Origin of the sequence: Bacillus thermotolerans (genome assembly GCF_000812025.2) — a bacterium.
Classification (GTDB): domain Bacteria; phylum Bacillota; class Bacilli; order Bacillales; family Domibacillaceae; genus Quasibacillus; species Quasibacillus thermotolerans.
In genome coordinates, this window is record NZ_JWJE02000007.1 from 103,839 (window position 1) to 124,639 (window position 20,801).

The window sequence follows — 20,801 nt, forward strand, 5'->3', positions numbered from 1 at the left end:
CTTTTTTTATTTAGCAATCATCCGTTTGTTCTTTTTTCTTTGAAAAAAAGGCTTGGGCTTCTTTGATTTCTTCACGGATGAGCGACATCTCTTCATCAAGACGGAAGGCTGCTTCTGCTGCACGCTGAAGCCTCGTTTTGATTTCTTCAGGGAACTGCCCTTCATACTTATAATTCAATGAATGCTCAATCGTTGCCCAGAAGTTCATAGCCAGTGTCCGAATTTGAATTTCTGCAAGAATTTTCTTTTCTCCGTATACTGTCTGCACGGGATATTCGATAACCATATGATAAGATCGATAGCCGCTTGGCTTGTTGTGAGAAATATAATCCTTCTCCTCTACTACCTTAAAATCTTTGCGCATACGAATTTTCTCAACAACTTTTTTGATATCATCCACAAACTGGCACATAATGCGCACACCGGCAATATCCTGCATCTCTGCTTCAAGGCGTTCAAGCGGAATATTCTTTCGGCGCGCTTTATCACGGATGCTCGCTACCGGCTTAACACGACCTGTCACAAACTCGATAGGCGACTGCTCATCGCTGCGCTCAAATTGGGTTCTTAGTCCGCGAAACTTCACCTTCAACTCATCTACCGCTTGTTTGTAAGGCAGTAAAAATTCCTCGCAATCTCTCATTGTTCTTCCCTCTCAGCCCGACTTCTTTATTGCTCTTGCAAAAATACAGATTCGACTTTGCTGACCATTTCATCTCCATAGTTGCTATTTCCTTCAATGTTGCTAATTAAATAGGAGAGTTCTTCCTTCCAGCCTTCAAGCTCCAATTTTCCCTCTGTTCCTTCTGCAAACAGGCGAGCCTCCTGATCAAGCGCTTTCTGAAGCTCCGTCCAGGTTGATTCATGTATGTATAGATAAATAAACTCATCGTTTTCTTCTGCTAAATAAACAAAAGCATAGGCATCGGAATCAACAACCATCTGTCCCGCCGCATGTACCTCTGATAAGGATACTGGAGAGTCTGCCTGCAGTATAAGCTGTTCACCCTTCCAAGCCGCTTTTGTAAAATGTAATGTTTTTCTCACTCACTCTTTTCCCCTTTCATTCTTGCTGTGCTAAAATAATCGTGAAAAATTGTTTAACAAAGCGAGTTATTTGTCAAAAAGTCACTTTATATTTTAACATTCTACACCTTCCAAATAAAAGGTTTTAAATTAATTGAAGAGGTGAAACAATGAGCCAGGAAATAGAAATTGAGTTTAAAAACGGCGTAAATGAGATAGAGTTCCACCGTTTAATGGATGCTTTTCATGTTCAGCCAGAGGATTTCGTTCTGCAGCATAATCATTACCTTGATACACCGCAGTTCGAACTAAAAGAAAGCGGGTGTGCGCTTCGTATTCGTGAAAAAAATGAACACTTCGAATTAACATTAAAAGAACCTGCCGATGAGGGACTGCTGGAAACGAATGAGACCCTTACCCGCTCCCAGGCAGATGCTCTGTTAAAAAAAAGCATCTTCCCTGAAGGAAACGTCAAAAATGCTGTTCAATCATTAATAACCGATTTTAAGGCATTGAAACATTTCGGCACGCTGTCGACTAAGCGGGCAGAGGTTCCATTTAAAGGAGGTACGCTCGTTTTCGATCATAGCTTCTATTTGAATAAACAGGACTATGAAATCGAGTATGAAGTAACCGACCGTAAAAAAGGAGAAGAAATCTTCTATAACTTATTGAATACCTATCAAATCCCCGCCAAGCCAACCGATAATAAAGTCAAAAGGTTTTATATGGAGAAAATGCGCCAGTCCTCTGGCGATGAATAAGGAGAGAATTATGAGCAGTGATTTACTGAAAACGATGCTTGGCACAAATACACTGCAGTCTATTCCTGCTTATGCCAATACCTACCGTTCATTCACTACATCCCCACCGAGTCAGGTGTTCGGAGCAGTGTTGCAGCAGGCTCTTTTGCAAGGTTTGGAGCTCGAAGGGGGCGGATCAGTTGCAGCTTCTTTATCCGGACTATCCGCACAGCCCGACAAACCCTACTCTTCACCAGCCGCTGTTCTACCGACAAACCCGGGAGCGGATATTGTGCAAAAGGCCAGCCCGGCACCGAAAACAGACTTTGATGATATTATTACCCGGGCCGCCGAAACATATAATGTACCAAAGAAACTGATCCAGGCGGTCATCCGTCAGGAATCAAACTTTAATCCAAATGCTAGAAGCCATGTAGGTGCAGGCGGTCTTATGCAGCTCATGCCAGCCACCGCCCGCGGCCTTGGTGTAGGAAACGTATATGACCCTGAGCAAAATGTATTCGGCGGTACAAAATACCTCCGCCAAATGCTGGATCAATTCGATGGCAATATCAAGCTTGCTCTCGCTGCTTACAATGCAGGCCCAGGCAATGTTAAAAAGTACGGAGGGATTCCGCCATTTAAAGAAACGCAGAACTACGTTCGCAAAATCACCTCCAGCTACTACGCTTAATGTCAAATGGAAAGCAGACAAGCCGTCTGTTTTCTGTTTTTTCTATCGTCCATAAGACCCTGTAAAAAATAGCCATAGGCAGTTTGTTTGTATTATAACAATCCCCTTGTTAAAATGATTGTACAATACAGGAATAAAGGAGTTATTGGTATGGGCGAGAAATCAACAGTACCATTTGACTACATCGGTGAACAAAAGCTTTCAGAGCTCGTTGATGTGTTTTATTCAAAGGTTGCTCAACACCCTGATTTATTTCCAATTTTCCCTGATGACTTAACGGAAACTGCCCGCAAACAAAAGCAATTTTTGACTCAATATTTAGGCGGGCCTTCTCTATACACTGATGAACATGGCCATCCGATGCTCCGAGCACGTCACATGCCTTTTCCAATAACAGCAAAGCGCGCTGGCGCCTGGCTTTCTTGTATGAGAGAAGCTATGAATGAAGTAGGTTTGGAAGGCGACATCCGTGACTTTCTCTACCAGCGTCTTGAACTGACGGCTAACCATATGATCAATCAGCCTGAAGAGCCGGGTGAGAACCATTGAGATCACCGTTGCTAATTAACGAAATGTGTCCGGCCCATCAAAAACCATTGGAAATCTATGTGTTCGTGGACCCTCTTTGTCCAAATAGCTGGGCAATGGAGCCTGTCCTTCGAAAACTTTATATCGAATACAGTCAGTATTTTCGCTTGAAGCAGGTGCTGACAGCTGACCTGAACTCTTTGAACACCAAGAAAAGCAATAACGAATCCCTCGCACAGAAGTGGGATGAAGCTGCCGCACGATCTGGCATGTCCTGTGATGGAACGCTTTGGCTTGAGGATTCAATCTCGGCTCCATTCTTAGCTTCCATTGCGATCAAAGCGGCTGAGCTGCAGGGTCGCCGAGCAGGAAGCCGGTTCCTACGGCAGATTCAGGAGGCTCTTTTCATTGACCGCCAGAATATTTCTGATATTCAAGTTCTGACTCACTGTGCCAAAGAATCCGGATTGGATGCGGAAGAGTTCTTAAATGATATCCACTCCTCTAGCGCGGCTAAAGCCTTTCAGTGCGACTTAAAGATTTCAGCAGAAATGGATGTTGATGAAACACCGACACTCGTTTTCTTTAATGAGAATATCGAAGAAGAAGGCATTAAGATTACAGGGCTATACTCATATGAAATTTACGTGCAGATTTTAGAGGAAATGCTGGAGGAACTGCCTGAACCGAAGTCTCCTCCCCCGCTGGAAGAATTCTTAAAGCAATTCCGCTTTACAGCAACGAAGGAGATCACCGAAGTCTACAATTTAACTAAAAGCGAAGTAGAAAAAGAAATGAAAAAGCTTATTCTGCAACGCAAGGTACGTAAAGTGCCAGTAAAATTCGGTTCCATATGGGAGTATATAAGTGAATAGAAAAGAGCCGCTGTATCAATGGATACAGCGTTTTTTTGCTTTTAATTGAAAACGCTATCATACACATACAGAAGAAGAGGCCTTGACAAGCAAGGCCTCTTCTTACGAACAAAGGGGATGGGAGAAATTTTTCACGGTCAAACAAAGGGGTATATGTTTGCTTGTGATCAACTTCACGCTTTTATATTATCATTTCCCCCGCCTAATCACAAGAGTTTGTTCTGCTTTTCACACATTTGTCATAAGAATGGAATAGTAAGCGTAAACTAACATTTACTGGAACCAACAGGAGGTTTCCCGATGAGATGGATCGGCGTCTGGCTTTACCTTTTGCTAGCTGTATGTGCCCTTTTTTTTAATCTTTTAGGCTTACTGAATTTATACCCTGTTTATGTGACAGCACCAGCATTGTTCTTAACTTTATTCATTCCTGTTTATTTACTCAACAAACAAAGAAGAAGGGCTAAATGAACCCATGATAAGAAGCCAGCGTACTGCCGCTGGCTTCTTATGTTCCCTCCGTTGTTTTCATCTACCTGTCTTATAACAGATTCCCGGTATATTGAATCAGTGCTTTACAGAAGGTTAACTTTCTCTATAATAAGCCATATATCTATCTATTAGTGCGGGGTGATTTCTTGCTTAAAATAGTACTGATTGGCATCGTCTCATTTATATGTGTGAGCACGCTGCTCGCTAACATTGGCTATTCCTTTAATATTCAATGGCTGAAGCCCTACTTCTATGAGGAAACAGAAGCAGGCTTTAGGACCGGCGGGTCGATGGCAGCGATGGCTGGGGGACTAGCTGTCAGTTTCTTATTTACTCACTACTCTTACAGAAAACAGCCAAAAAGCTTCCATCACAAAAAATAAAGGGTGTAATAAGTTAGCCCGCAATAAAAAAGTCCCTGGTAACCGCCAGGGACTTGCTTCATTATTAGGATAACAATTCTTCCATTTCATTCAGCTTTTGTTCGAACACTTTGCAGGCTTCTTCGATCGGCTGGGCTGTAGTCATGTCTACCCCTGCTTTTTTCAATACTTCAATTGGGTAATCCGAGCTTCCTGCTCTTAAAAACTCATTGATATAACGGTCTACCGCCGGCTGGCCCTCTTCTAAAATTTGAGCACTTAAAGCAGTGGCGGCACTGAAACCAGTCGCATATTGATATACGTAGTAGTTGTAATAGAAATGCGGGATGCGCGCCCACTCCAACCCGATCTCTTCATCAATGACCATGTTCTCGCCAAAATACTTCTTATTTAGATCGTAATATTCCTTCGTCAGCATTTCCGCTGTTAATGCCTCGCCATTCTGCGCTTTCGTATGAATGATATGTTCAAATTCAGCGAACATAGTCTGGCGGAAGACCGTAGCACGGAACCCTTCTAAATAGTGATTTAAGATGTACAACCGTTCCTTCTCATCCTCTAAGTTCTTCAGAAGGTAATCATTCAGCAGAGCTTCATTACATGTAGAAGCAACCTCGGCAACGAAAATTGAATAATCGCCGTATACGTAAGGCTGGGAGGAACGCGTAAAATAGCTGTGCATGCTGTGGCCAAATTCGTGAACAAGCGTAAACAGGTTATTTACGTTATCCTGCCAATTCATCAAAATATATGGATTAGTGCCGTATGCACCAGAGGAATAAGCGCCGCTCCGCTTTCCTTTGTTTTCTACCACATCCACCCATCGGCTATTCAGGCCTTTTGCTAGAATGTCGTTGTACTCTTTCCCAAGAGGGGCGAGCCCTTTTAGCATATAGTCCTTCGCATCCTCATAGCTGACTTTCATCTTGACATCCTTGACAAGCGGTGTATATAAATCATACATATGCAGTTCATCTACACCAAGCACCTTTTTGCGCAAATCGACATAGCGATGCAGCAGCGGTAAATTCTTGTTAATGGTATTAACTAAATTATCATAGACAGCCTCAGGAATGTTATTGCCTGACAGCGCTCTTTCTCTCGCGCTCTTATAGTTGCGTACACGCGCGTAAAAATTGTCCTTCTTCACCTGACTGCTTAATGTGCTTGCGAAGGTATTCTTGAACTTGCCATAGGTAGAATAGACCGCTTTAAAGGCATCTTCTCTTACCCGACGGTCGCTCGATTCTAAGAACTGAATATAACGGCCATGCGTCACCTGCACTTCTTCGCCGTTCTCATCTTTAATGACAGGGAATTCGAGATCAGCGTTGTTCAGCATGCCAAATGTGTTGCTCGCCGCAGATGTGACTTCAGAAGCCTGGGCAAGCAAGTTCTCCTCAGCAGCTGACAAAACATGAGGGCGCTGCAGATTGATCTCTTCAATTGCGTGCTCATAACGCTTCAGACCTTCATGGCTATTAACGAACTGTTTAAGCTTATCCTCATCCATAGCCAGGATTTCAGGCGTCGCAAATGAAAGAGCACTAGCAATTTGCGTGTATAAGTTCTTTGCTCGGTCGTCCATTCCTTGATAATGAGAATTTGTCGTATCCTGATCGTAACGCATATGGGAATATGTATACAGCTTTCCCATGCGCTCAAGCAGTTCATCTTCATAAGTAAAGAAATGGTAAAGGTTCTCCGCACTTTCACTTAGCGTTCCTTGATACGTTCCCGCTTTTTCAGACAGCTGCTTGACCTCTTTATACTCGTCTTCCCAGGCACTGTCTGTCTCAAAAATATCCTCTAAGCGCCATGTCAGCTCTGCTGGCACTTCCTCTCTTGCCGGCAGCTGCTTTACTCCTTGCTCATTCGTCATCTGCAAACCCCTCCAGTTCCAATTTCTTCTTCCTCTTTATCATATTATTGTATGCCGAAAAACTCAAAACATAAGCCGGCGTTTCACCAGTTCGCCAAACTCAGCAGCAAAGGCCTTCTCCTTTTCAGTCTGCTCGAAGGTTGTACGGCTTAGCAATGGTTGTTCCGCTATTCCGGCTTCTTTTAAAAGTTCTATGTACTCCTCAATCATCCCTTCTACCGTTAAAGAAGAAATGAGCGGGAAGACATTTATCTGCAGGTCACCCTTCAATATACGCCTTGTCAAAGCCTTAGCTGCCTGCTTTACAGTAGTTTTTCTTGTGCGAGAAAGACAATCATGCCACAGATAAAACTGCCACTCAATCGGATGGCTTTTCATTAAAGCCATACTGCGCACAGGCAGTCCTATCCAAACAGGCAGCAGGAGCGGATGGTGTCCCGCTTCATACACAAAACGAAAAAACGGATCGGATATACCTTTTCGAAAGTATAACTGCCTTTGAAGCCATCTGTGTTTTTGTTGAAACCAGCTAGAAAGAGAAAATGAAGAAGTAAAGGAGGGTGAAAAGGCTGGAGGATACGTCATTTTATGAAGCGGAATTTCCTGAACGGAAGCATGGTAAAGAGAGGATTGAATAGGAATCAGCTTTGAGTAGAAGGAAAACTTTTCTGTACCAGGCGAGTAGGCTAAGAACCAGTAACCAAATGAAGAAGAGTATTGAAAGAACAGACGGTGAAATGGGGTGAAGGTATACAGCTCGCCCCGCTTCTTGATGGGCGGGCCGCCGTAAATCCAAAGAGGAATGTAGCCGTTGGCAACATAGCCATTTGTTCGCTGTATAAACAGGTCAGACGCTATAGAGGAGCATTGGAACTCTACAGCTATTCGCATATCTACCAGCAAATCCGGACGCTGGGAAATTTCAGGAAGGAAGGCCTCCAGCTGCACCTCTTTATACAGGCTCAGCCATCCATAAAAGTCGGATTTCCCTTTTAAATGCTTTGCCGATTCCCCTTCAGAGAATGACTGGCAGATTTCGGACTGCTTATGGGCAAAATGTGGAACCTTTATAGTCCCAGCTTTAAAAATTACCGGGTTCTGGCAAGCCGGGCACAGATAAACGCCGTTTTTCAGCTCCTTGATGCGTTCGACTTCTTCTTGAGCTGCAGCCCTGATCAGCTCACCCTTCTCGTTCATTGCAATAAGCAATTTATCACTCCTTTCTCTCTTTGCTTATTCGCCCCTATTTCCTTGATCTCCTGCCGGTATTTTGGCAAATAAAAAAAGCACTGATTTTTCATCAGCGCTGAGTGGTTAATTAAAATATTGACGGACCGTTTCGAATACATTGCTTTCAATCACACATTTACCGTACTCACGGAGACGGTGAACGGTCATTCCTGACTCGCCTGCATATTCAAGTAATACGCTTAATGTATCTTCTATAGACTCTTCATCAAACTCATCTTCTGGGAACTCCACATATAAGTAGTAGCGGTTCTCGAATGAGTACAGTTGTGTAGTTAAACCTTCAAAGCCGGCACGCTGGCTTAATTGGATCACATCTTCAAAGTCTCTAAACGAAAGCAGAAACTCCATTGGGAGATCTTTCTCCTGATCGTTCTCTCCGTTTGTACGAAGATGTTCATCCAGCAATTCTTCTAACTGATCATCTACTGGGAGGTCCCGATACTTATCTCCGGGCAGCGGCAGTTCGATTCGTTGTCCATCCTTCGTTAAACTCGCTTGAGTAACTAGTATCTCAAGACCTTTATCCAAAGCTTGGACTTGAATCCAAAGCGGTCCATCAACAGTGAATTCCTCTGCATCATGAATTTCTTCCATCATATCCCAGAAAAGTTCTTCGCTCCGTTCGCGATTATACCAAATTTCTTCGCGATCGAATCCCCTTTCCTCTATATCCAAGTACGAAATGTACAGCTTCACAGTGTTATCGTTAATACGCTCGATTTCCATAACTACCTCTCTCCCTTCCATTTAAGGGTCCCTGAGGGAGGATTCCCTTGTTATTAGGCATTTCCCTGAAAAGCTCAACGATATGCATGTGCCTACTTCTATTGTATGATAAACATCTAACAAATGAAAATAGAAAGATTCAAAAACGAGAAGGTATCTCGTTATTTTACCTGAATGGCATAAATATTTCAAGGTGGGCTCGGAATCCTTCCTTGCAGGCAGCGCTTTCGGCACTTAGAAAGCTGAACGAAGCCTATCATTGCTTTACTTATTATTTAATCAGGTGATGTAATAAAAAACCCCCATACCGCTTTGGCTGGAGGTTTACAGGCTTATGTGGAGATATTACATGCAACAAGCATTGCTTCCGCATGTTCCTTATTTGGCCTGTTTGTGTATGCATAATGGAACTCGTCCATCATTGAAAGCCTCTATGCTGTTCCGAGATTAGGCTTTCTCTTCTTTAGTTGACAAGCCGTTGGGCCTCCCGCAATTGATAAGTTCGTACTTTTCTAGGAAGGAAGCGGCGAATTTCATCTTCGTTATAGCCAACCTGAAGACGTTTCTCGTCTAGAATAATCGGCCGGCGAAGAAGTCCTGGATTTGATTGGATAAGCTCAAACAAATCCTGCAGTGGAAGCGTTTCAAGATCTACGTTTAATTTCTGGAAGATCTTTGAACGTGTAGAAATGATCTCATCTGTGCCATCTTCTGTCATTCTTAGTATTTCTTTAATTTCCTCAATGCTCAAAGGCTCAGAAAAAATATTTCTTTCGACATAGGAAATATCGTGCTCTTCTAACCACGCTTTCGCTTTACGGCATGAAGTACAACTAGGTGAAGTATATAAAGTAACCATTCCTCAATCACACTCCTTAAAGATTAAAATATAATACCCTGCTATTTCATGAGGAATTTCCATTGATGAAGCAGTCTGTTTGAACCGCTTCAAACACACGGCTACCATACAATATGTATTATACATGAATCACTGTCTCATGAATACAGCTTTCATTATTTTGTAATAATAATTATAAAAAAACTTCATAAACTCTAAATAAATATTTCCACAAACTTGGTTGATTCCCTGCTTTAAAGTTGCACTTTTTCTATCTTTTGTTTATTTTTTCGTTCCTCATGCTGGTTGAAGGACTGAAAGACGGGTCTTTTTATATTTACCCGATTTTCATAAAAATTAAACCAGAAAAATTCTTTTATCATTTACATACATTTAATTGATACTGTTTCCTGAGGAATGGAAAAAAGCCATCAGATACAAAAGACCTGATAGCTCATCTATTATATTTCCCCTAATATATCCTTGTCTCTGTCCTCATCTCTTGACAGGGCTTCGTTTACCGGCTCAAATGGTTTTCCGTACAGTTCTTCATCTTTATATTTGTGAATCAGCCGGTAGGTCTTTTTCATGTTCTCATAGATCGTCTCTTCGCTCTCGTCGCGTGGGGCCCAATAGAGGATTTCCATATCGTTCACTTTATTCGTTGCAAGTGAACGCCGGGAATAGCCAATAGTCTTAGCGTGCTTGAATCCTTCACGGGCATAGAAGCGCAATCTCTTTTCTGTGTCACTATCCTCATAATTGATTGGCTCCACTTCAAGAATAATTGGCTTATCCTTTTTCTTCAGTTTCTCGATCAGCTTGTGCCCAAGCCCTTGTCCGCGGGATTCTTTTGATACAAATAAGTAATCAATGAAGACAAACTCGTCGAACTCAACGTAAATGAGCACATGGTAAGGCCCTTCATCCTTATGATAGACGTCGCCTTTTTCTTTTAAAAGGAGCTCCATATGTTCCTTTGACTTCATTTCTTCAATAGGGAAATATTGATTTAGTTTTTCATACCAATGCATTTAATCTTCCTCTCTTTGTTCGGGAGTGTAATCCACATTTTCGGTATAATTATTACTAGCATTCCACAACAGAAATTCATCTATACCGCTATCGTTTAAGGCACGGATCTGTGCCTCTATTTCTTCCTTGCCATAGCGGATATAATTGCCTGAACCCAGCCATGAAGCGGTAAAATCCTGAAGCCAAGGCCTTGAAGTCGGCGGCGTATCAAGCGCTGCGAGCTTCTCATTCTCCACCTTTGCATACTCTCTTACTAGGCGGTAGGGCTCTGTATCAGGCTTAGCAATGCCAAAATAAGACGTCCAGTGGCTTGGATAGATCATAGAGGAAATGACATCGACATTTTCAGATATCTTTGAAAAGTTCTGGCCGATGCCGGGAGCTTCAGGGAGTGTAGCAGAATAACCGAAGATATCGACAGAAACATCTACATTATAAGGCTCCAGCTTCTCACGAGCATAGGCGACGAAATCCGTCACGGCCTGCACGCGCCGCTGCACGAGGTCCTGTCCGGAATCCTCATAATCACCAAGACTATACTCAAGCGTTTTATCCCGTGTTTCAAATCCTTCCGGAAAGCGCACGTAATCAAACTGAATTTCCTTAAAGCCCATCTTTGCAGCTTCAATAGCAATATTTACATTATAGTCCCATACGTCTTTCACGAAGGGGTTTACAAACGATTCACCGCCTCCGTTGGCCCATACCTGTCCATTTCGCGTAAATGACCATTCAGGCTTCTTTTGGGCCAATGTCGTATCCTTGAACACAACTACACGAGCGATCGGGTATACTTGTTTTTTCTCCATTTCCTCCAGCATCGCCCTCGGGTCCTTAATAACCGGCTCGGCAATGTCTTCGAAAGGAGAGCCAGGCTCCGGCTGATATGTAAGTTTGCCAAAGTCATCTTTTATGTCAACAACCATTGCATTTAAATCTGTTTCTTCTATTAATTGCATAAGCTCGTCAAAACGAGGGCCGCCAGCCGAATGGCCGGTTACATAAATACCGCGTACAGCGTCCGGATACTCGAACTCTAACCCCGAGTCATACTGAAAACGCACCATATTTTCCGGTATTTCTTTGTTCAGTTCTGGTACGGGCCGGGTCTGAAATTCCGTCGTTTCCGCTGCTTGACCAGGTACTGGCCCTGAAAGCAGCAAGCCGCCAGTTAACAGTAAAGCCGCTCCGCATATTTTCCTTTTTTTCATACAATCTTCCCCTCCATCTCCTCTATTACCCAAAGTTACTAGCTTTTATTCTATCAATTTAAGAAATAAATAGAAAGATAGACAAAATACTGTCGCTGCTTCCCCTAAATCAATAAACCGCAGACTTCTCCTGCACGCTTTACTGATCCATATTAAAAACTGTCCCATGTTCAACGCATGGGACAGACAGTACTCAAGCTAGACATTAGTTTGATAAGCTTCCAATTCTCTTTCTGAGCAATAAACGAAGTGGCCAGGTTCTACTTCTCTCATTTCCACTTTCTCGTCGGGGGCGTAATTATGAATAGCAGGGTCATATGTTTTTCTCCTACGGCTTCGTTCGTGTTCCGGATCTGGCAAAGGGATAGCCGAAAGCAAGGATTGCGTATAAGGGTGAAGCGGGTTATTATACAGCACATCACTCGGCGCCAGCTCAACAAGCTTGCCAAAGTACATGACACCGATACGGTCACTAATATACTTCACCATCGATAAGTCATGGGCAATAAACAAATAAGTCAGCCCTCGTTCTGCCTGCAGCTGCTTCATCAAATTCACAACCTGCGCTTGGATGGATACGTCGAGCGCTGAAATCGGCTCATCGGCAATAATAAATTCGGGCTCTACAGCCAGCGCCCGGGCAATGCCGATCCGCTGCCGCTGTCCGCCTGAAAACTCATGCGGATAACGGTTCGCATGCTCACGGTTTAAGCCGACTGTTTCAAGCAGCTTATACACCTTTTCCATTCGCTCTTTTTTGTTCTTTGCCAAACCGTGCAGGTCAATGCCCTCTGCAATAATATCCGCTACTTTCATACGCGGGTTTAAAGAAGCGTATGGATCCTGAAAAATCATCTGCATCTTCCGGTTAAATTCCTTTAATTCAGCTTTAGACTTCTTTCCATGAACATCTTTGCCGTTAAACAGGACTTGCCCGTCCGTGGCCTCGTATAAGCGAATGATCGTTCTTCCTGTCGTCGATTTGCCGCAGCCTGATTCGCCAACAAGTCCAAGCGTTTCACCACGGTAAATATCAAAGGAAATACCATCGACCGCTTTGACCATATTCGGCTTTCCTTCATTAAAATATTGCTTCAGTTGCTTAATTTCCACTAGTTTTTCAGCCATCTCAGCGAACCTCCCCAGCTAGTACAGGCTTCTCAAAATTGTTTGGCATAGGCTTCATCTGCTGCCGCACACTTGCCGGAGGTTCGACCTCCGGCGCGCTTGGATGAAGCAGCCAGGATTTTACGAAGTGAGTCGGAGACAACTGGTATGTGGGCGGTTCCTTCTCGAAATCAATCTTTAAGGCATACTCACTTCTTAAAGCGAACGCATCCCCCTTCGGCGGGTGCAGTAAATCTGGCGGAGTGCCCGGTATGGCTTGAAGCTCGCTCTCCTCATCCGTATCGAGACTTGGCATAGATGACAGCAGTCCCCAAGTATACGGATGGCGCGGGTCGTAGAAGATCTCATCTACTGTGCCTGTTTCTACAACCTGTCCACCATACATGACAGCCACCCGATCGGCCACGTTAGCGACCACACCAAGGTCGTGGGTAATGAAGATAATCGCCGTTTCGATCTTTTTCTGCAGCTCCTTCATCAATTCGAGAATCTGCGCCTGGATTGTTACGTCCAATGCAGTCGTTGGCTCATCTGCTATAAGAATTTTGGGATTGCAGGCTAAGGCAATCCCAATCACTACCCGCTGCCGCTGTCCGCCGGAGAATTGATGCGGAAACTGCGACATTCTCGCTTCCGGATTTGGAAGTCCTACCAGTTCGAGAAGCTCTACTGCTCTCTTTCTAGCATCTGACTTACTCATCTTTTGATGCTTAATCAGCGGCTCCATTAATTGCTTCCCTACCTTCATCGTAGGGTTAAGGGAAGTCATCGGATCCTGAAAGATCATGGAAATATCTTTCCCGCGGAGCTTTTCCATTTCCTTCTCGGAAAGCGATACTAAGTCTCTTCCCTCAAATAGCATCTGTCCTTCTTTAATACGTCCGGGCGGGTTCGGAATAAGGCGCATCAGTGCTTTTGTCGTCACGGATTTGCCCGATCCCGATTCACCGACAATCGCCAGCGTCTCTCCTTTATCTAAATGAAAATCAACTCCGCGTACAGCTTTTACCTCCCCCGCGTGCGTATCGAAGGAGACATGCAAATTACGTATATCTAATAAGCGGTTCACTATAAAATTCTCCTTCCATTCGTTTATTTCCGCATCTTCGGATCAAGGGCATCACGTAAGCCGTCCGCCAGCAGGTTAAAGCTCAAAATCAGCAAACTGATAATAATAGATGGAATAATCAGCATATGAGGATAGATTTGCAATGATTTAAAACCATCGTTAACCAATGAACCAAGTGATGCTTCAGGCGGTCGAATACCGAGGCCGATAAAGCTCAAAAACGCCTCTGTGAAAATAGCACTTGGAATCGTAAACATAGTGGTGACAATGATTGGCCCCATCGCGTTTGGCATCAGGTGTTTCCAAATTAAGCGGCTTCCCGATGCACCGAGCGTGCGTGAAGCTAACACAAATTCCTGTCCTTTCAGCTTTAAGAACTGGCCTCGGACAATCCGGGCCATATTCACCCAGCCAGTGATCACCATCGCCATCGTAATGGAAAAGATACCCGGTTCAAAGATTAAGATGAAGAGGATGACCACAATTAGATGCGGAATACCGACCAGCACCTCAATAATCCGCTGCATCACATTATCTACACGGCCACCGTAAAAGCCTGAAATACCACCGTAAGCAATTCCGATTAGAAAGTCGATCACCGCCGCCAGCACACCGATATAAAGAGAAATCCGTGTGCCATACCATGTTCTCGTCCATAGATCACGACCAAGATCGTCTGTCCCAAACCAGTAATATTCTTCTACATTCCTCGCTTCGTACATATCAAAGCCATCCTTGTCTTTTCCATCGAATGGCAGCCATTCAATGTTCTCCAGTCCGGGAACTTTTGGCGGCAGCTTGGCATGCGAAATATTTTGCTCCCTGTACGAAAACTCGTTCATGGATGGCCCGACTACTGCCATAAAAGTGATAAAAAGGATGAGAATAAGCCCCACAATAGCTCCTTTATTCCCTTTTAGCCGAATCCAGGCGTCCTGCCAAAAATTCAAGCTTGGACGGGTAATCTTTTCCGAATCGGCTCCTCTCTTATCCGCCGGCTGGAAGAGGTCTTTGGACAAATTTGTCATATTGTCTCTGTCTTCTCTGCTCATTATTTCTTCCCTCCATTTAACCGGATACGCGGATCAATAATTCCATAAAGGATATCGACAATAAAGATCACGAAAATAAACAACGCACTATAAAACAAAGTAATCCCCATAATGACTGTATAGTCGTTCGTTAGGATCGACTGGACAAACTGTTGTCCGATTCCAGGAATCCCAAAGATATTCTCAATAACGAGCGATCCGGTCATAATATTAACCGCTAAAGGTCCTAATAATGTAATGATTGGAATAAGTGCGTTGCGCAACGCATGCTTCGTCATAATCGAAAATGAGCTTACTCCTTTAGCCCGGGCAAGCATAATGTAATCAGAGCCTAGCACCTCAAGAAGTTCAGAACGCATATACCTTGCGACTGTCGCGATAACAAATACGGACAAAGCAAGTGTTGGCAGCACTGTGTATTCAAACCCTTCCCACGCGGCTACCGGAAAAATGGGGAACTTTACGGCAAGGAAGTATTGTAATACGCCTGCAAAAACGAAGGAAGGAATCGAAATGCCTAGAACGGCAATCGTGGTGGCAGTATAATCTAGAAAACTATTTTGTTTTAAAGCGGCGAGTACACCTAGAATGATGCCGACAACCGTTCCAAATAAGATTGCTTGAAAGCCAAGGTAAGCAGAAGGCCCAATCCGCTCGCCAATCATCGTTGTTACTGGACGGTTATCGTACTGAAAGGATAAACCTAAATCTCCTTTAAACAAATTAGTCATATAGTTCACATATTGAACGGGAAGCGGGTCGTTCAACCCGTATTTATCAAGAATAATCTCTTGCTGTTCAGGACTTAATTTCTCCTGATTCGTCAGCGGCGATCCTGGCAAAAGCTTCATTAGAAAGAATGTGATCGTAGCAATGATCAGCAATGTGATCAGCATATAAATGAAGCGTTGCACTATGTAGCGTGCCATAGATAACCCTCCTTTTCAAAAATTTATTCACTTAATATTTTTATAGTTCACTAAATTCAAAACTCTCTTCCCTAGCAGGGAAAAAGGAGAGCATATGCCTGCTCGCATACACCCTCCTTCTACTGATCATTTGTTTGTTTACTTAAATTCTGCCCATTTATAAGTTGTATCTGGTCCTACTTTATGGAACAATACCCCATCCAAGCTAGGGTTTTTCAAATAGGCACGAGATCTTTGGTAAATTGGTGCAATCGCTGCTTCATCCTCAAGCAAAATTTTCTCTGCTTGTACTAGTGCATCCCAACGCTTCTCTGGTTCAAGCAGAAGTGTTGTTTTCGCATCTTGAATCAGCTTGTCATATTCGGCATTCGAGAAGCCTTGCTGGTTGTGAGCACCGCCCGTTACATACATATCCAAGTATGTCATCGGATCAAGGTAGTCAGCGCCCCAGCCGGCAAGAGACATCTCATAATTCATTTGTGTCTCTAAATCCAGCTTTTGCTTAAATGGCTGCTGTTTAATATTAATCGTTAAGCCTTCAAGATTGGTTTCCAATTGTTCTTTCAAGTATTCTCCAACCTTACGAGATAAATCATCATCGTAATTGAGAAGCTCGATCGTAACCTGGTCCTGTCCAAGTGCTTTTTTAGCTGCTTCCCAATGCTTTTTCGCTTCCTCTACATCTGTTTCCAAGTATGTTCCTGCTGTTTCGCGGAAGTCTTTTCCATCCGGGCCTTCAGCGAACTCCTCCGGAACAAAGAAATCAGCAACTACAGAGCCATTATTCGTTAACACATCGGTAATACCTTTTTTATCAAACCCTTTGGCAATCGCTTTACGTGCATCCACGTTTTGAAGCACCTCATTGCCCTCCTGGTTCATGCGAAGGAAGAAAACAGAAGATTCCTTCACTGTAAAGAACCCTTCGTGCTCTTTATACTTGTCCACAAATTCAGAAGAAAGCTTAATTTGATCAGCGTCCCCTGTCTCAAACAAATTCACGTCAGTTTGTGTGTCTTTTACGATCTTTGTATGAATCTCATCAAGCTTCACAGCATCGGCATCCCAGTAGTCCGGGTTTTTCTTCATAACAAATTGGTCTTCATGCTTCCACTCAGAAAGTGTGAATGGACCGTTATACACAGTTGTATTCGCCTCTAAACCAAACTGATCACCCTGCTCTTTAACGAACTTCTCATTTTGCGGCAGGAATGTTCCAAAAGCAAGAAGCTGTTTAAAGTATGGAACCGGGTTCTCAAGCTGCACCTCTAACGTTTTATCATCGATGGCTTTTACACCAAGCTCTTCCGGAGCCATTTCCCCAGCATTTACAGCTTGCGCGTTTTTCAAGTCATACATAATGTATGCATATTCTGCAGCCGTATCAGGGTTTAATGCTTTTCTCCAAGCATATACAAAGTCGTGAGCAGTTACCGGGTCTCCATTTGACCATTTCGCATCGCGGATTTTGAATGTCCATGTCTTGCCGTCTTCACTTACTTCCGGCTCACCTTCTGCCATTCCCTCTACTGCCTCATCATTTTCACCTAAACGATATAAACCTTCCATTGTATTATTTAAGGTATTAAAGGAAACTGCATCAGTAGCTAACGCTGAATCCATGGAAGGTATATCCTGCGTTTCTGTTACATTTAAGACGTTATCACTGCCGCCAGATCCGCTTTCTCCTCCATTCCCCTCTCCGCCGCTTTCGCCGCCTCCACCACATGCAGCTAGGAACATGCTCATTGCGAGCAGAAGAACAAGGAAAAGGGCAAAATTCTTTCTTTTCATCTCCATCCCCCTTATTTAGATTATTCCTGATTGTTCAGAATATTTCTTTTTCATTATAAACGAAGATAATTTTTTTGCAATAATTATTTTAAGTTTTCTTTACAAAAGTGACATAATTTTATTAATTTAGATATAAATTCTCTAAATCAATGTTTTCAATGGGTCTTTCATCCCTAAAAAATACTTTAGATAAATAAAGCGCTTACTTCGAAAAGTAAAGCGTTTTCATTTTCTGTATTTTCCGAACAATTTTTTTATTTTTATTTTTTGAAAATAACTTTATTCTTAAAATCTAATAATCCAGGCCTCTTTTAATAGAAAGTGGCACTCTCCCCCAGTTTTTGCTACACTTATAATTATTTGAAACAGGAGCAAACAGGAGAGTGAACAGATGGCATTTATTCAAAAGTCTTTAATGGTTAGTGGTTTCATTATCGTGCTCGCCCTCATTTTTTCTTTTGCTTCTTCATCGTTTTGGCGCAGCCTCCTGGACTACTCTTTTTTATTCTCTCTTTTATGTGCAACAACCGGCGCCTTTTTATTTGTATTAGAGCGCGGTTTTTTTAATGGTATAATTTATTCATCCAAGATTTTCAGAAAATCAACAAAAGAGGGAGAATACGCATCAAGCTTTGATGATCTTGATGATACAGGAGCTTTCCACGAAGAGCATACGAAGTTACGAGCATACAAGTGGACTTTTCCTCTCCTGGTCAGCGGCGGGGCCTTTCTTATCTTAACTACAGCGGCAGGGTTCATCTCCTTGTCTTGAAAACTGCCGCTTAGTTGTTTTATAATTTTTCTAACGAAAAAGTGAGGGATTAATTATGCAAACTATATTTTCCGGCATCCAGCCGAGCGGAACGATTACACTCGGCAATTACATCGGTGCCTTAAAGCAATTTACTGAACTGCAGGATGATTATAACTGTTACTTCTGTATCGTCGACCAGCACGCCATTACCGTTCCGCAGGACCGCTTGAAGCTGCGGGAAAATATCCGAAGCTTGGCCGCCTTATACATAGCTGTTGGGATTGACCCTGAGAAAGCCACCTTATTCATTCAATCTGAAGTACCTGCTCATGCACAGGCGGGCTGGATGCTCCAATGTGTCGCTTACATAGGTGAATTAGAAAGAATGACGCAGTTTAAAGACAAGTCTGCGGGAAAAGAAGCGGTGTCTGCCGGCCTGCTTACATATCCTCCATTAATGGCGGCCGACATTTTACTTTACAGCGCTCATCTTGTTCCGGTTGGCGAAGATCAAAAGCAGCATTTAGAGTTAACACGCGATCTGGCCGAGCGCTTTAACCGTAAGTACAACGATATTTTCACCATCCCTGACGTACGCATTCCAAAAGAAGGTGCCCGGGTGATGTCGCTGCAGGATCCTTCTAAAAAAATGAGCAAATCGGATCCGAACACAAAAGCATTCATTTCCCTTCTTGACGAGCCAAAGCAAATCGAGAAAAAAATTAAGAGCGCGGTCACTGATTCAGAAGGAAAGGTGCGCTTTGATAAGGAAGAAAAGCCAGGGGTCTCTAACCTTCTCTCCATCTACTCTGTATTGTCAGGAAAGACGATTCCGGAGATCGAGCAGCATTTTGAAGGGAAAGGCTACGGGGAATTTAAGTCAGGGCTTGCCGAAGTGGTTATCAACCACTTAAAACCGATTCAGAAGCGTTATTATGAACTTATTGAGTCTGAGGAGCTGGATCAAATCCTTGATCGCGGAGCTGAAAAAGCTAACTTTGCAGCCAGCAAAATGGTCAAGAAAATGGAGAATGCAATGGGGCTTGGCAGAAAGCGGAGAAGATAACACCTCCTGCAAATCTTCCTCTACACAAATCTAAACATCGAAAAACGGAGCTGGATGAGAAAATCCCCAGCTCCGTTTTTTATTAACTTGATTGATTTAGTTTAGATGCATGCTCTGTCTGCCACAGCTTTTCAAAGAATGGCTGTCCCTTTATGATATCCTCACAAAGCCGTTCATGCTGACTTGTCCACCCGTCTAATACTTCTTCATAAAACACTCTTTTGATATCATCTACACTCATCGTTTGAATGTCCTGGTAGCGCTCTGGTGCCCATTCTGTATACCAGTATCGAATTTCGGCTGAGTTTTTTGAGACAAACAGCTGATCAAGCGCCATGAATAACAGTTGTTTCAGCTGTCGTTCCTTTCTCGTTAAACCATTCATATGCACAGGAGAAAGCGATAAAATATGATACTCCTTTTCTTCCGGTTCTGTGTCTAATTCATAGGAAGCAACAGGATGGGCACTGAACATCTCGAATGCGCTTTGCTCTTGTTTTGGCATCAGGCGGCTTTTCCTTACAGGGATTGTATAACCCATCGTATCGATAGCAAGTACGCCCCGTCCATCGGTCACCACAAAACAGTATTCTAGCTGGATGCGCTCATGATTGCGTCGCAGAAATGATTTTCTATGCACATCTTCTAGCAGCTGCTTCGGAAGTTCTCCTAAATAATTCTCAATATAATCAAATAATTCCTCATCTATCAGAAGCAATGGTACTTGATCTAACAGCTCTACTGCATCGTCCTTTCGCCATTCGTGAAAGTGGCAGACGTTATAGCCGTTCTCTTCTCCTTCAAACCAGTTCACCCAGACATCATGAAGATAAAGCATAATGACCCTCCTCACTTCTTCATCTATATTTGTCATCAAGTATGGGCAAAGCGAAGTTAATTTATTCCTATAGTGAACAAATTTTCTTCATTGTCTTGTTGGAAAGTAAATGGAAATTGTCATCATTACGAGGCCGGCGATGAATAAATAACATTCCGTCTGGTTAGAGATGAATTGAATATATTCCTTCATGGTGAACCCTGTCTCCAGCAAATTTAAGTACATGATACAACTGACTCCACCGAGAACACATAAACCGAATCCTGTTAAAAACATAACTAGGCGTATGGCCATTGCATTCTTCCTTTATTAAATAATTGCTTTGCAGCAGCTTGTCCTATATATGTATGCTCGATAAAAAAAAAAATGAATAACAGCGGGTGCTGTTATTCATCTTCATTCTGTTGATAAAGTCTTCTGTCAATGGACAAACAGTGAAAAAATATGTAGAATCTCCTCAGAATACGTGAAAGAGGAGGTTTTTTTA

22 protein-coding genes are annotated in these 20,801 nt (G+C 43.1%); 7 read left to right on the plus strand and 15 right to left on the minus strand.

The annotated features are described in order from the left end of the window. Positions 1-10 precede the first annotated feature (10 nt). Positions 11-643 (minus strand): GTP pyrophosphokinase, encoded by a 633-nt coding sequence (locus QY97_RS04750; RefSeq protein WP_039233424.1) that lies wholly within the window; start codon positions 641-643, stop codon positions 11-13. Positions 644-669: 26 nt separating this feature from the next. After that, positions 670-1,047, minus strand: a complete 378-nt coding sequence (locus QY97_RS04755; RefSeq protein ID WP_039233426.1) for a UPF0738 family protein — start codon at positions 1,045-1,047, stop codon at positions 670-672. A gap of 149 nt (positions 1,048-1,196) precedes the next feature. Here QY97_RS04755 and QY97_RS04760 point away from each other — a divergent pair, with 149 nt between their 5' ends. From QY97_RS04760 to QY97_RS04780, 5 genes are all read left to right on the plus strand, one after another. Next, positions 1,197-1,790 carry a CYTH domain-containing protein gene (locus QY97_RS04760; protein ID WP_039233429.1) on the plus strand — a complete coding sequence of 198 codons (594 nt, stop codon included), beginning with the start codon at positions 1,197-1,199 and terminating at the stop codon, positions 1,788-1,790. Between the two features lie 10 nt (positions 1,791-1,800). Then, entirely contained in the window at positions 1,801-2,463 is a 663-nt protein-coding gene (locus tag QY97_RS04765; protein WP_039233433.1) for a lytic transglycosylase domain-containing protein, read from the plus strand. A 150-nt stretch (positions 2,464-2,613) separates the two neighbouring features. Continuing rightward, a complete protein-coding gene (locus QY97_RS04770) occupies positions 2,614-3,012 on the plus strand; it encodes a globin domain-containing protein (protein WP_039233435.1) in 399 nt (132 codons plus the stop codon). Between the two features lie 23 nt (positions 3,013-3,035). Next, positions 3,036-3,866, plus strand: coding sequence for a ClpXP adapter SpxH family protein (locus tag QY97_RS04775; protein ID WP_046128676.1), 831 nt, complete (start codon positions 3,036-3,038; stop codon positions 3,864-3,866). 638 nt (positions 3,867-4,504) lie between these two features. After that, a complete protein-coding gene (locus QY97_RS04780) occupies positions 4,505-4,741 on the plus strand; it encodes a hypothetical protein (RefSeq protein ID WP_039233438.1) in 237 nt (78 codons plus the stop codon). Between the two features lie 64 nt (positions 4,742-4,805). Here QY97_RS04780 and pepF read toward each other — a convergent pair whose 3' ends face one another. From pepF to QY97_RS04835, 11 genes are all read right to left on the minus strand, one after another. Next, complete coding sequence (gene pepF / locus QY97_RS04785; protein ID WP_039233440.1) at positions 4,806-6,623, minus strand: oligoendopeptidase F; 1,818 nt, start codon at positions 6,621-6,623, stop codon at positions 4,806-4,808. A 63-nt stretch (positions 6,624-6,686) separates the two neighbouring features. Continuing rightward, complete coding sequence (locus QY97_RS04790; protein WP_039233442.1) at positions 6,687-7,832, minus strand: competence protein CoiA; 1,146 nt, start codon at positions 7,830-7,832, stop codon at positions 6,687-6,689. A gap of 105 nt (positions 7,833-7,937) precedes the next feature. Continuing rightward, on the minus strand, positions 7,938-8,600 hold the full coding sequence (gene mecA / locus QY97_RS04795; RefSeq protein ID WP_039233445.1) for an adaptor protein MecA: 663 nt from the start codon (positions 8,598-8,600) through the stop codon (positions 7,938-7,940). Between the two features lie 463 nt (positions 8,601-9,063). After that, positions 9,064-9,459, minus strand: coding sequence for a transcriptional regulator SpxA (spxA, locus tag QY97_RS04800; RefSeq protein WP_039233448.1), 396 nt, complete (start codon positions 9,457-9,459; stop codon positions 9,064-9,066). 440 nt (positions 9,460-9,899) lie between these two features. Then, positions 9,900-10,472: a GNAT family N-acetyltransferase gene (locus tag QY97_RS04805; RefSeq protein WP_039233450.1), complete on the minus strand. Its 573-nt coding sequence runs from the start codon at positions 10,470-10,472 to the stop codon at positions 9,900-9,902. Continuing rightward, entirely contained in the window at positions 10,473-11,684 is a 1,212-nt protein-coding gene (locus QY97_RS04810) for a putative glycoside hydrolase (protein WP_039233452.1), read from the minus strand. Between the two features lie 198 nt (positions 11,685-11,882). Further along, entirely contained in the window at positions 11,883-12,812 is a 930-nt protein-coding gene (locus tag QY97_RS04815) for an ABC transporter ATP-binding protein (protein ID WP_039233455.1), read from the minus strand. A 1-nt stretch (position 12,813) separates the two neighbouring features. After that, positions 12,814-13,881 carry an ABC transporter ATP-binding protein gene (locus tag QY97_RS04820; protein WP_039233458.1) on the minus strand — a complete coding sequence of 356 codons (1,068 nt, stop codon included), beginning with the start codon at positions 13,879-13,881 and terminating at the stop codon, positions 12,814-12,816. Between the two features lie 23 nt (positions 13,882-13,904). Further along, on the minus strand, positions 13,905-14,933 hold the full coding sequence (gene opp3C, locus QY97_RS04825) for an oligopeptide ABC transporter permease (protein WP_039233461.1): 1,029 nt from the start codon (positions 14,931-14,933) through the stop codon (positions 13,905-13,907). After that, positions 14,933-15,862, minus strand: a complete 930-nt coding sequence (gene opp3b, locus QY97_RS04830) for an oligopeptide ABC transporter permease (RefSeq protein WP_039233463.1) — start codon at positions 15,860-15,862, stop codon at positions 14,933-14,935. Before opp3b ends, opp3C begins: the two co-directional genes overlap by 1 nt. A gap of 138 nt (positions 15,863-16,000) precedes the next feature. Further along, positions 16,001-17,656: a peptide ABC transporter substrate-binding protein gene (locus QY97_RS04835; protein WP_039233465.1), complete on the minus strand. Its 1,656-nt coding sequence runs from the start codon at positions 17,654-17,656 to the stop codon at positions 16,001-16,003. A 391-nt stretch (positions 17,657-18,047) separates the two neighbouring features. Here QY97_RS04835 and QY97_RS04840 point away from each other — a divergent pair, with 391 nt between their 5' ends. Both QY97_RS04840 and trpS read left to right on the plus strand, forming a co-directional pair. After that, complete coding sequence (locus QY97_RS04840) at positions 18,048-18,428, plus strand: DUF3899 domain-containing protein (RefSeq protein WP_039233467.1); 381 nt, start codon at positions 18,048-18,050, stop codon at positions 18,426-18,428. A 52-nt stretch (positions 18,429-18,480) separates the two neighbouring features. Continuing rightward, complete coding sequence (gene trpS / locus QY97_RS04845; RefSeq protein ID WP_099098533.1) at positions 18,481-19,476, plus strand: tryptophan--tRNA ligase; 996 nt, start codon at positions 18,481-18,483, stop codon at positions 19,474-19,476. Between the two features lie 82 nt (positions 19,477-19,558). Here the strand turns inward: trpS and QY97_RS04850 are convergent, their stop codons facing one another. Both QY97_RS04850 and QY97_RS04855 read right to left on the minus strand, forming a co-directional pair. After that, positions 19,559-20,314 carry a YjbA family protein gene (locus tag QY97_RS04850; RefSeq protein ID WP_039233472.1) on the minus strand — a complete coding sequence of 252 codons (756 nt, stop codon included), beginning with the start codon at positions 20,312-20,314 and terminating at the stop codon, positions 19,559-19,561. An 87-nt stretch (positions 20,315-20,401) separates the two neighbouring features. After that, positions 20,402-20,608 (minus strand): hypothetical protein, encoded by a 207-nt coding sequence (locus QY97_RS04855; RefSeq protein ID WP_039233474.1) that lies wholly within the window; start codon positions 20,606-20,608, stop codon positions 20,402-20,404. Positions 20,609-20,801: the final 193 nt, after the last annotated feature.